The organism is Methylobacterium sp. Leaf125 (genome assembly GCF_001423085.1).
Taxonomy (GTDB): domain Bacteria; phylum Pseudomonadota; class Alphaproteobacteria; order Rhizobiales; family Beijerinckiaceae; genus Methylobacterium.
The window spans coordinates 1-12,092 of sequence record NZ_LMNU01000023.1; the positions used below are offsets into that span (position 1 = coordinate 1).

At 71.1% G+C, this 12,092-nt stretch carries 9 protein-coding genes and 1 pseudogene; 8 read left to right on the forward strand and 2 right to left on the reverse strand.

Translation table 11 applies throughout. The features are described 5' to 3' along the window. Window positions 1-90: 90 nt before the first annotated feature. From dxs to ASF58_RS16505, 7 genes and pseudogenes are all read left to right on the forward strand, one after another. A pseudogene (gene dxs / locus ASF58_RS16475) lies at window positions 91-2,007 on the forward strand (1-deoxy-D-xylulose-5-phosphate synthase); the annotation flags it as partial. A 291-nt stretch (window positions 2,008-2,298) separates the two neighbouring features. After that, entirely contained in the window at window positions 2,299-3,321 is a 1,023-nt protein-coding gene (gene hpnA, locus ASF58_RS16480) for a hopanoid-associated sugar epimerase (RefSeq protein ID WP_055954771.1), read from the forward strand. Next, entirely contained in the window at window positions 3,321-4,247 is a 927-nt protein-coding gene (hpnC, locus tag ASF58_RS16485; protein WP_055954774.1) for a squalene synthase HpnC, read from the forward strand. Before hpnA ends, hpnC begins: the two co-directional genes overlap by 1 nt. Continuing rightward, complete coding sequence (gene hpnD, locus ASF58_RS16490) at window positions 4,244-5,098, forward strand: presqualene diphosphate synthase HpnD (protein WP_055954777.1); 855 nt, start codon at window positions 4,244-4,246, stop codon at window positions 5,096-5,098. Before hpnC ends, hpnD begins: the two co-directional genes overlap by 4 nt. Continuing rightward, complete coding sequence (gene hpnE / locus ASF58_RS16495) at window positions 5,098-6,402, forward strand: hydroxysqualene dehydroxylase HpnE (protein WP_055954779.1); 1,305 nt, start codon at window positions 5,098-5,100, stop codon at window positions 6,400-6,402. The genes hpnD and hpnE overlap by 1 nt, the downstream gene beginning before the upstream one ends. Before the next feature lie 39 nt (window positions 6,403-6,441). Then, window positions 6,442-8,439, forward strand: a complete 1,998-nt coding sequence (shc, locus tag ASF58_RS16500; RefSeq protein WP_055954782.1) for a squalene--hopene cyclase — start codon at window positions 6,442-6,444, stop codon at window positions 8,437-8,439. 67 nt (window positions 8,440-8,506) lie between these two features. Continuing rightward, on the forward strand, window positions 8,507-9,211 hold the full coding sequence (locus ASF58_RS16505) for a phosphorylase (RefSeq protein WP_055954785.1): 705 nt from the start codon (window positions 8,507-8,509) through the stop codon (window positions 9,209-9,211). A gap of 39 nt (window positions 9,212-9,250) precedes the next feature. Here the strand turns inward: ASF58_RS16505 and ASF58_RS16510 are convergent, their stop codons facing one another. Both ASF58_RS16510 and ASF58_RS16515 read right to left on the reverse strand, forming a co-directional pair. After that, on the reverse strand, window positions 9,251-10,558 hold the full coding sequence (locus ASF58_RS16510) for a DUF5666 domain-containing protein (protein WP_055954788.1): 1,308 nt from the start codon (window positions 10,556-10,558) through the stop codon (window positions 9,251-9,253). Between the two features lie 11 nt (window positions 10,559-10,569). Then, the gene (locus ASF58_RS16515) at window positions 10,570-11,403 is read right to left on the reverse strand and encodes a DUF6502 family protein (RefSeq protein ID WP_055954791.1); all 834 of its coding nucleotides are present in this window, start codon (window positions 11,401-11,403) and stop codon (window positions 10,570-10,572) included. 137 nt (window positions 11,404-11,540) lie between these two features. Here ASF58_RS16515 and ASF58_RS16520 point away from each other — a divergent pair, with 137 nt between their 5' ends. Continuing rightward, window positions 11,541-11,831 (forward strand): hypothetical protein, encoded by a 291-nt coding sequence (locus ASF58_RS16520; RefSeq protein WP_055954793.1) that lies wholly within the window; start codon window positions 11,541-11,543, stop codon window positions 11,829-11,831. The last annotated feature ends 261 nt before the right edge of the window (window positions 11,832-12,092 follow it).

A 12,092-nucleotide genomic window follows, 5' to 3' on the forward strand; every position in this document is an offset into this window, starting at 1 on the left:
GTGTCACGGCAAGAAACCTCGCAAGGCAAGACCTCGCACGACGAGCGCGCGCAAGCGGCATCGGAGACCTTCTCGGAGGCGACGGCGATCCTGGACGGYCTGGCGGAGCCTTCGGCGCTGCGTCTGTTGCCGGAGAGCGCGCTGCAGGCGGTGGCGGACGCGGTGCGCACCGAGATGATCGACGCGGTCTCGGTCACGGGCGGGCATCTCGGCTCGGGGCTGGGGGTGGTCGAGCTGACGGTGGCGCTGCACCACGTGTTCGACACCCCCGACGACCGCATCGTCTGGGACGTCGGCCACCAGGCCTACCCGCACAAGATCCTCACCGGCCGGCGCGACCGCATCCGGACCCTGCGCCAGCCCGGCGGGCTGTCGGGCTTCACCAAGCGGGCCGAGAGCGTCTACGATCCCTTCGGGGCGGCCCATTCCTCCACCTCGATCTCGGCCGCGCTGGGCATGGCCGTGGCGCGCGACCTCGACGAGGCGACGGCCAAGGCCCAGGGCGCAGCGGTGCCGAAGCGGCGCAACATGGTGGCGGTGATCGGCGACGGCTCGATGTCGGCCGGCATGGCGTACGAAGCCATGAACAATGCCGGCGCCCTGCACTCGCGCCTCATCGTCATCCTCAACGACAACGACATGTCGATCGCGCCGCCCGTGGGCGCCATGTCGGCCTACTTCGCGCGCCTGGCCTCGGGGGGCACCTACCAGTCCCTGCGCGAGACCGCCAAGCAGCTGGGCCGGCTCCTGCCCAAGGGCCTCTACCAGCGCGCGGCCGCGGCCGAGGAATACGCCCGCTCCCTGGTGGTGGGCTCGGGCACGATGTTCGAGGAGATGGGCTTCCACTATGTCGGGCCCGTCGACGGGCACAACCTCGACCACCTGCTGCCCGTGCTCAAGAACGTGCGCGACAGCGAGCAGGGCCCGATCCTGCTGCATGTGGTGACCCAGAAGGGCAAGGGCTACGCCCCGGCGGAAGCCTCGGCCGACCGCTATCACGGCGTGGTCAAGTTCGACGTGCTCTCGGGCGTCCAGGCCAAGGCCAAGCCGAACGCGCCGGCCTACACCCGGGTGTTCGGCGAGAGCCTGATCAAGGCGGCGGATGCCGACGACAAGGTGGTGGCGATCACCGCCGCGATGCCGGGGGGCACGGGCATCGACCTGTTCGGCAAGGCGCATCCGGAGCGCACCTTCGACGTCGGCATCGCCGAGCAGCACGCGGTGACCTTCGCGGGCGGGCTGGCGACGGAAGGCTACAAGCCGTTCGTGGCGATCTACTCGACCTTCCTGCAGCGGGCCTACGACCAGGTGGTGCACGACGTGGCGCTGCAGAACCTGCCCGTGCGCTTCTGCATGGACCGGGCCGGGCTGGTGGGGGCGGACGGGGCGACCCATGCGGGCGCCTTCGACCTGGCCTATCTCTGCTGCCTGCCGAACATGACGGTGATGGCCGCCGCCGACGAGGCCGAGCTGGTGCACATGGTGGCGACGGCGCATGCCCACGACACCGGCCCGATCGCGCTGCGCTATCCGCGCGGCGAGGGCGTGGGCGTGGACCTGCCCGAGCGCGGGGTCGCGCTGCCGATCGGCCGGGGCCGGATGGTGCGGGCGCCGGAGGGCGCGCGGGTGGCGCTGCTGTCGCTGGGCACGCGGCTGTCGGAGGCGCTGAAGGCGGCCGATGCGCTGGAGGCGGAGGGCATCGCGGTGAGCGTGGCGGATGCGCGCTTTGCCAAGCCGCTGGACGACGCTCTGATCCTGGACCTGGCCGCGCGCCACGAGGTCCTGGTGACGCTGGAGGAAGGCTCGGTGGGGGGCTTCGGCGCGATGGTGCTGCACCTGCTGGCCGAGCGGGGCGCGCTGGATGCCGGCCGGGTCCGGGTGCGCACGCTGACGCTGCCCGACACCTACCAGGACCACAACACCCCCGACGCCATGTACGCCGAGGCCGGCCTCGACGCCGCCGGCATCCTCCAGACCGTCAGGGCCGCCCTGCCCGAACGGAAGGCGCAGGACCACAACACCCCCGACGCCATGTACGCCGAGGCCGGCCTCGACGCCGCCGGCATCCTCCAGACCGTCAGGGCCGCCCTGCCCGAACGGAAGGCCGGACAGTCGGGGCGCCTGCGCCTCGCCTGAGTGGCCATCCAAGTGCATGAGGCATCCGGGCTTTGCGACCCGGGTGTGTCCCCGTTGCGCTTGTCCGACACCGGTTTCGATGACAAAAGCGCGCCATCCTCGGGTCCGAAGTCCGCTTCGGGCCCCGCGCACGCATAAGATCCTCAGACCCTTACGAGAGAAATGCCACAGGCGACCCCCTCCGGCCCGTTCGATGCCGGCCCGGTTCTCATCACCGGCGCGAGCGGTTTCCTGGGAGCGGCCCTGGTCGACGTCTTCCGCAAGGCCGGCTTCCCCGTCCGGATCATGGTCCGGGCCACCTCGCCGCGCACCAACCTGACCTGGACCGACGTCGAGATCGTCGAGGGCGACATGCGCGACCGCGCCGCCGTGGCGCGCGCCCTCCAGGGCCAGCGCTATCTCGTTCACGCCGCGGCCGATTACCGGCTCTGGGCACCCGATCCGGAAGAGATCGTCGCGACCAACCGCGACGGCGCCGTGATCCTGATGGAAGAGGCTCTCCGGGCCGGCATCGAGCGCGTCGTCTATACGTCGAGCGTCGCCACCATCAAGCCGCATGACGACGGCACGCCGGCCGATGAAACGCGCCCCCTCACCCCCGCCACCGCCATCGGCGCCTACAAGCGCAGCAAGGTGGTGTCCGAGCGCGTGGTCGAGGAGATGGCCGCGCGCAACGGCCTGCCCGTGGTCATCGTCAATCCCTCGACGCCGATCGGTCCGCGCGACGTCAAGCCGACCCCGACCGGCCGCATCATCCTCGAAGCGGCTCTGGGCCGGATGCCGGCCTTCGTCGATACCGGCCTCAATCTCGCTCACGTGGATGACGTCGCCGCCGGGCACCTGCTGGCTCTTCGGCACGGCCGGATCGGCGAGCGCTACATCCTCGGCGGGGAGAACGTGCTCCTGTCGCAGATGCTGGCCGACATCGCCGGCCTGGTCGGCCGCAAGCCTCCGACGGTGAACCTGCCACGGGCGGTGGTCTATCCGATCGCCTTCGTCTCCGAACAGATCGCCCGATTCACCGGCAAGGCGCCCTTCGCCACGATCGACGGAATCCGGATGTCCCGCTACCGGATGTTCTTCTCAGACGCGAAGGCGCGCGCCGAACTCGGCTACACCGCCCGGCCCTATCGCGAAGGCCTGTCCGACGCGATTGCCTGGTTCCGCCAGGAAGGACGCCTGTGATGAGCACGACGATCCAGACGGCCACCGAGGCACGCACCGGCAAGGGCTATCGCGACGAGAACTTTCCCGTCGCATCCCACCTGATTCACCCGAAGCATCGTGGTGCGATCCTGGCGTTCTACGACTTCGTCCGCGCCGGCGACGACGTGGCCGACCATACCGGCCTGTCGCCGGAGCGGAAGATCGCGCTCCTCGACGCCCTCGCCGACGACCTGACCGGCAGCCGCCCGACCGATTCAGCGGCCGAGCCCCTGCGCCGCGAACTCGCCGCCCGCGGCCTCGCGCCGACGCATGCCCTCGAACTTCTCGACGCCTTCCGCCTCGATGCGCGCAAGAGCCGCTACGCCGACTGGGACGAGCTCATCGCCTATTGCCGCCTCTCGGCGATGCCGGTGGGCCGCTACGTCCTCGACGTGCATGGCGAGGACCGCAGCGTGGTCTGGGGGCCCTCGGACGCGATCTGCGCAGCCCTCCAGATCATCAACCACCTGCAGGATTGCGGAAAGGACTACCGGGCGATCGACCGGGTCTACATCCCGCAGGACACCCTCGACGGGCACGGTGCCGCGATCTCCGAACTCGGAGCCGACAAGGCCTCGCCGGCTCTGCGCGGTGCGATCGCCGAGCTGGCCGAGCGCACCATGGGGCTTCTCGACGAGGGGGCGGTCCTACCCGACCTCATCGCGGACCTGCGCCTCAGCCTGGAGATCGCCGCCATCCACCGCCTCGCCGTCGTGTTGTGCAAAGGGCTGATGGAGCGCGACCCGCTGAGCGAGAAGGTGCACCACGGCAAGGCCGCCTTCGCCCTGACGGCCCTCGGCGGCATCGTCGCGACCCTCGCCCGCCGGCCCCTGCGTGGCCGCACGCTGCGGTCCCAGGCCGCGAAAGTCGCGAACCCGAAGGTGGCTCAGGGGAGCCGGCCATGAGCGCGACCCTATCTCCCGCCACCGACTCCACCGCACCGGCGGTCGACGCGCTGCCGGCGAAATCCTCGTCCTTCTACACGGCGATGCGGCTGCTGCCGCCCGACCGGCGCGCGGCCATGTACGCGGTCTACGCGTTCTGCCGCGCCGTCGACGACGTGGCCGATGACGGTGGCCCGGCCCCCGTGCGGGCCGCGGAGCTCGACCGCTGGCGCACCGACATCGACGATCTCTATGCGGGCCGTCCCGCGCCGCGCGTGCAGGACCTCGTCGTGCCGATCCGCCGCTACGGCCTGCTGCGCGAGGATTTCCAGGCGGTGATCGACGGGATGGCGATGGATGCCTTCGAGGACATCGTCGCACCCGACGAGGCCACCCTCGACCTCTATTGCGACCGGGTCGCCAGCGCGGTCGGCCGCCTGTCGGTGCGGATCTTCGGGGTTGCCGAGCAGGAAGGCATCGCCCTCGCCTACCACGAGGGCCGCGCGCTTCAGCTCACCAACATCCTGCGCGATATCGACGAGGATGCCGAGCGGAACCGCCTCTACCTGCCGCGGGAGAAATTGGCCGCGATCGGCCTGACCGCACCGACGCCGCAAACCGCCATCGACCATCCGCGGATCGGCGAGGTCTGCATCGCCGTCGCCCGTGAGGCCGAGGCGCATTACCGCGCGACCTGGGACATCATCGCCCGGTGCCCGCGCAAGGTGACCAAGGCACCGCGCCTCATGGCGGCGGCCTATCGGCTCTACCTCGACGCCGTGCTGACCCGCGGCTGGGAGAAGCCCCGCGCCCGCGTGAAGCCGGGCAAGCTCGCCCTGCTGGGCGTCGTCCTGCGACACGGGATCGTCTGATGGCCGGAACGGTTCACGTCATCGGGGCCGGCCTCGCCGGCCTGTCCGCCGCCGTCTCGCTGGTGGAGCGCGGCGCGCGGGTCGTCGTGCACGAGGCGGCCAAGCAGCCCGGCGGCCGCTGCCGCTCGTATTACGATCCGACGCTCGGACTGACCATCGACAACGGCAACCACCTGCTCCTGTCGGGGAACACCTCGGCGCTCGGCTTCATGCGCACCATCGGTGCGCCGGAGAGCGCCCTGTCCGGTCCGGCCGAGGCGGCGTTCCCCTTCGCCGACCTCAAGACCGGCGAGCGCTGGACCCTGCGCCCCAACGCGGGCCGCGTGCCGTGGTGGGTCCTGCAGGCTTCCCGCCGGGTGCCCGGCACGGCGGCGCGCGACTACCTCGCGCCCCTGGGCATCCTCAAGGCAGCGGCCGGCAAGGGCCCGGGCCAGGGCGGCACCATCGGCGAGAGCATGGCCTGCGAGGGCACGCTCTACGACCGCCTGTGGCACCCGGTGCTGCTGGCCGCCCTCAACACCGATCCGAAGGAGAGCGACACGGGCCTCGCGGCGACGATCCTGCGCGAGACCCTCGGCGCCGGCGGCAAGGCCTGCCGGCCCCTCGTCGCCGTCGGCGGCCTCTCGGCGGCCTTCGTCGATCCGGCGGTCGACTATCTCACCCGGCGCGGGGCGGACCTTCGCCTGGGTCACCGGCTGCGCAGCCTCAGCTTCGGCGAGGGCCGGATCGCCGGCCTCGTCTTCAGCGACGAGACCATCACGCTCGCCGCCGAGGATGCGGTGGTGCTCGCCCTGCCGCCCTGGGTCGCCTGCGACCTGCTGCCGGGCCTGCCGGCACCGCAGAGCCACCGCTCCATCGTCAACGCGCATTTTGCTGTGGTTCCGCCGCCGGGATCGCCGTTACTGCTCGGCGTGGTGAACGGAATGACGGAGTGGCTATTTGCCTATCCGGATCGTCTATCCGTGACCATCAGCGGGGCCGATCGGCTCTTGGATGTGCCACGCGAAGATTTGGGACGTCAGATCTGGTCCGAGATCGTGACTTTGACCGGACTTGCGCCCGAACTGCCCAGCTGGCAGATCGTCAAGGAGAAGCGGGCGACCTTCGCGGCAACGCCGGCCGAGGCCGCACGACGCTCCGGCGCCGTGACGGCTCACGAGAATCTCGTCCTGGCAGGGGATTGGACCGCGACCGGTCTGCCATCGACGATCGAGGGAGCCATCCGTTCAGGAACGACCGCCGCATCGGCCCTCGCCCGGAGGACCGGCACGTGCGGACAGGCACGAGCGCGCGGCGCGGCGTGAGATAAGGCGGCCGCCTGCGCGGCCGGTGAGGCGAGGACGATGCGGGACGCATTCAGGAAGGTCGAGGCGCTGCAGCGCCCCAAGACTCAGGAGATCTCACTCGAGGACGTCGAGCGGGGAGTCGTGCGCGCGACCCAGGCGCTGACCGCGCTGTCGCATGACGATGGGCACCTCTGCTTCGAGCTCGAGGCCGACGCGACGATCCCGTCCGAATACATCATGTTCCACCAGTTCCGCGCCACCGAGATCGCGCCCGAACTCGAGACCAAGATCGGCAACTACCTGCGCCGCACGCAGGGCAAGCACGGCGGCTGGGCCCTGGTCCACGACGGCCCGTTCGACATGAGCGCCAGCGTGAAGGCCTACTTCGCCCTCAAGATGAGCGGCGATTCGATCGAAGCCCCGCATATGCGCCGGGCGCGCGAGGCGATCCTGTCCCGCGGCGGTGCCGCCAACTCGAACGTCTTCACCCGCTTCCTCCTGGCCCTCTTCGGCGAGGTCCCGTGGCGCGCGGTGCCGGTGATGCCGGTCGAGATCATGCACCTGCCGAGGTGGTTTCCGTTCCACCTCGACAAGGTCTCCTACTGGGCGCGCTGCGTGATCGTGCCGATGCTGGTGATCCAGGCCAAGAAGCCGCTCGCCCGCAATCCCCGCGGCATCGGCATCCCCGAGCTGTTCGTGGCGCCGCCGCAGACCGTGCGCACTTGGCCCGGCAGCCCCCACGCGACCTGGCCCTGGACGCCGATCTTCGGCGCCATCGACCGCATCTTGCAGGTCACGCAGGATTATTTCCCGAAGACGCGGCGGGCGCGTGCCATGGACAAGGCCGTGGCCTGGGTCAGCGAGCGCCTCAACGGCGACGACGGCCTCGGGGCGATTTTCCCCGCCATGGTCAACACCGTGCTGATGTACGACGTGCTCGGCTACCCGGCCGACCATCCCCAGGTGCGGATCGCCTGCGAGGCGATCGAGAAGCTCGTGGTCGTCAAGGAGCACGAGGCCTACGTGCAGCCCTGCCTGTCCCCGGTCTGGGACACGGCGCTGGCCGGTCACGCCCTCCTCGAGGCGGGCGGCCCGGATGCGGAGCACCAGGCCCGGCGCGGCCTCGACTGGCTGAAGCCGCTCCAGGTCCTCGACATCAGGGGCGACTGGGCCGCGGGGCGGCCGAACGTGCGCCCCGGCGGCTGGGCCTTCCAGTACGCCAACCCCCACTTCCCCGACCTCGACGACACCGCCGTGGTGGTGATGGCGATGGATCGGGCCTCGCGCCAGCACGGCCTCGTGGCCGATGTGCCGGATTACGGCGCCTCCATCGCCCGGGCCCGCGAGTGGGTCGAGGGGCTGCAGTCGAGCGACGGCGGCTGGGCGGCCTTCGATGCCGACAACAACCACCATTACCTGAACCACATCCCGTTCTCCGACCATGGCGCGCTGCTCGACCCGCCCACCGCCGACGTCACGGCCCGCGTGGTCTCCATGCTGGCGCAGCTCGGGGAGACCCGGGATAGCTCGAAGGCCCTCGACCGCGGCGTCACCTACCTCCTGAACGACCAGGAGGAGGACGGCTCGTGGTACGGCCGCTGGGGCATGAACTTCATCTACGGCACCTGGTCGGTGCTGTGCGCCCTGAACGCCGCCGGCGTCGATCCGGCCTCCCCCGAGATCCGCAAGGCGGTCGCCTGGCTGATCCGCATCCAGAACCCCGATGGCGGCTGGGGCGAGGACGCCTCGTCCTACAAGATCGACCCGGCCTTCGAGCCCGGCTACTCCACCGCCTCGCAGACGGCCTGGTCGCTGCTGGCCCTGATGGCGGCCGGCGAGGCCGACGATCCGGCGGTGACCCGCGGCATCAACTACCTGACCCGCACTCAGGGCGCCGACGGCTTCTGGTCCGAGGAGCGCTACACCGCGACCGGCTTCCCGCGGGTGTTCTACCTGCGGTACCACGGCTACCCGAAGTTCTTCCCCCTGTGGGCCATGGCGCGCTACCGCAACCTTCAGCGCAGCAACACCCGGAAGATCGCCTTCGGCATGTGAGTCGATGGGATGGGGGGCGCAGGGGTGTGATGCGAAGGCTCCGGTTCGTGGTCGATCGAGCAACGGCATGCGTGCGATGACCGCGCCCGGCACCCTCCCGGTCCTGGCCGTGACCGGCCTCGCGAAGGAGGCGCGGCTCGCCTCCGGCACCGGCGTTCAAGCAATTGGGGCCGGCGGCAATCCGGAACGTCTTCGCGCCCTCCTGGCCGCACGGCCCGAGCCGGGCTGCCGCGCCGTCGTCAGTATCGGCATCGCCGGCGGCCTCGACCCGGCTCTCCAGCCCGGCGACGTGCTGGTCGCAACCGCCATCGTCATGCCGACACGAAGCTATTTGGCCGATCCCGCCATCACCGCGGCCTGGATGCGTGCGCTCGCGGGATCCGGCTTGACCGTTCGCGAAGCCGTGCTGGCCGGCGTCGATGCCGCCGTGATCGACGTTTCCGCCAAGGCGGCCCTGCGCAGCGCGACCGGCAGCGCCGGGGTCGACATGGAATCCCATGTGGCGGCGGCCTATGCGGCGGAGCATGGGTTGCCTTTCGCGGCCCTGCGCATCGTCTGCGATCCTGCCGACCGCGCGATCCCGGCCTTCGCCGCCCAGGCGCTGAAGCCCGACGGCGAGCCCGACATCCGCGCGGTGCTCACCGCGATCGCACGGCAGCCGAGCCAGATCCCCGCCCTGATCCGCCTGGCCCGCGACTCGGGCCGCGCCTTTCAGAGCCTGACCCGATGCCGGGCCCGGCTCGGGATCGCCCTCGGCGTCCCGGCCGTCTGAGAGCACGCCGCGCGCGAAGCGTACCGGGACGGAGGCGCTTCAGCGTCCGCCCGGACCACGCCCGGAGCCACCGCCGAAGCCGCCCGGCCCCTCCGGGCCCCCGAGTCCGCCTCCGGGCCCGAGTCCTCCCCCCGGACCGCGCCCGAACCCGCCGGGGCGCTCGAAGCCGCCCGGTCCTCCCCCGAAACCACCCCCGGGCCGTCCGTGCTCGCCGCCCAGGGGCGAGCGCGTATCGATGTCGAGGCGTGGTCCGCCCCCCGGGTGGCTCCCGGGCAAGCGTCCGTCGAGCCTGCCTCCATCGAGCCCGCGTCCATCGATGCCCCGACCTTCAAGGCCTCGCCCGTCGACGCCACGACTCTCTGAGCTTGGGAGCGATCCGCGATCGGGGGCCGTCCGTGGGCTGGGGCGCTCGGTGCCGCGCCGGTCGATGCGCAGGCTCTCGACGTTGAGGCGGCCGTCTCGGGCCGGCTCGGCAATGACAACCGCGCGCACGCTGCCGCGGCGCGGCAGTCCCGCCTCGGGCCGACCGGTGATCGCGAGGCCGGACCCGATCTGGAGACCGCGAGCATTGCGGCCGACATAGGCTTCGATCGAGACGCGGCGCAGGCCTGGGACGAAGAGCGCGCGCGACGGCTCGATGCCGGTCACCGCCGGACTCGACCCCGCTGGGTCGCCCGTGACGATGGCGCGACGCCCGACGTGTTCGGCATCGACACCGACGAGGCGGAGATCCCCGATCATCAGGCTGCCCTTCGGCCCCCGGCGGACCGGACCGGCCACCCGATCCGGTCCTTCGGACCGCCGCTCCACCAGACTGGCGACGACGACGCCATCGGGGCGGCGCAGACCGCTCACCGCGACGCGTTCGCCGAGGGTCCAGCCATCCTGCTGGGTCGCCGGGAGGGCGACCCGTTGCCCCAGGACGGTGAGCCCCCCCTTTCGGACGGCCTCCACGGGTCCGACCACCTCGCTCGTCACGTCGATACGCCGTGTGGCGAGGGTGCCGCCGCTCTCGAGGGCAACGACGCTTACCACGTGCCCGATGCGCAGGTCGCCCGCTGCCGCCGGCCGGCCGTCGATCCGCACCTGGACGTCCGGCGGGTAGGTGATGCGCAGGTCGTTGACGATGATCGATCCGAACTTGCGGATCGTCCCGATCACGCCGGTGCCGCCCAGGCCACGGTCGCCCTCCGATTCCGAACCGTCACCCGGCGGGTGGCTGGGGCGCGCGCCGGTCCCGCCGATGCCCTGATCGCGGATCGGCGGGACCGGGTCGGCGCGGGCGGCCAGAGCGAGGGGCGCCGCGGCGAGCAGGCGCAGAGCGTCGCGACGGTTCGGTGCACGCATGGAGGCGGGCCTCACGCCTTCGCCGCCGCGGACGGCGCATCCTCGCCATAGACGTAGACGCCGAAATTCCAGCGATGGGTGCCGCCGACGTCGGTCTCACAGGCTGCGTGGGCCTCGCGGTTGGCCTGCTGCAGCGCCTCCATGGCGATCTCGCGGGCACGGGCCTCGAGGCGATCGGCCAGTTCCTTGGACAGGCCGTCGTAATGGACCGCCCGTTCGAGAAAGCGCGGGGTCGGCGCGGTGATGTTGGCGACGCTCGCGGCGATGTGGTCGTGCAGATTGCGACCGAAGTAATAGAGCTGGGATTCCCCGCCCCCCTTCGGCACGTAGGCCGCTTCCGCGAGGACGATGTGGCCGTCGGCATCGGCGACCACGAGCCCGCGGTCGAGCCACTCATCGAGCACGGCGCGCGGGCGCAGATCCCGGGTCACGGCCGCGACGAGTTCCTCGAAGGACGCGCCGGTCCCGTCGCCCGCCCGCGTGAGGGGACGGGGTTGGCCGTCCGCGTCGGTGAAGGCGGGATCGGCGAGCCAGCGCGCGATGATCCGGCTGGTCCGCGACACGGAGGACGGCACGGCGCTGACAGGGGCACCGGCGCCGCGCAGGCGACTGACCTCCTTGCGGTGAATCCCGGTCAGCAGGCTGACCCGGCTGTCCGTCTGCTCCTTGCCCGGCAGCGCAAAGTCGTACTCGGCGACATTCACGTAGAGTTCGCGCAGGAGCGTGGTCAGCGCCGGAAAGGTGATGCCGCGTGCCACGAAGAGGCGCACGAGCGGCCGAAGCAGACGCGCGACGGGGGCGTGCAGGTTCGCTCCCTCGGAAAGGGTCTCGGTCGGATCGGCCATGGATCCAGCATAACCATCGCTCCGTGGGAGACAATCCCACGGCGTGCGTTCGGACACCTGTTCCCAACCCAGTTCGATCGACGTGGGAAATTTACCCACATACGAAGATGGGAGTGATTTCGACCCGGAGTGCCGCCATGGCCGCGCTGACGCCCTTCCACCCGACGGACGCTCTACCGCCGCTTCGTGCGGACGCGTCCGCATGTGCGACGGGACGGTCAGCCCGGTCGTTCGCCATCTTCGGTCGCGGTGTCAGTGTCCTCTCGGTTGCCGCGCTGGCCGTCGTCGTCCTGATCTCGACCGGACAGCGGGCGCTCCCGACGGCGCAGGGCACAACGCTGGCAGTGGACACGCCGCGGGTCAGCGCCACCCGCCTCGCCTCGCCCCGCCGGATGGCGGCGGCCTTCGCGTTCCCGCGGGCGAACTGATGTCCCGCGTCACGAGCCGTTCCCCCAGTCGGTCGGATCAGCCGCAACCGCGCCTGATCATCGACGTGCTCCTGTGCGCCGTTCCAGCGGTCGCCACCGTCATCCTGCTGGTCCTTGGACTCGGGGGCTGAGGCTGCCGCTGCTCGGCGACCCGACCCCGCAACGACCCGTTCACCCGTGTGATCACACTCGCTCGCAGCCCATTCGATGTATCGCGCCGATCCCCGCATGAGCCCTTCCCTGCACGCCTGCCGGCCTCCG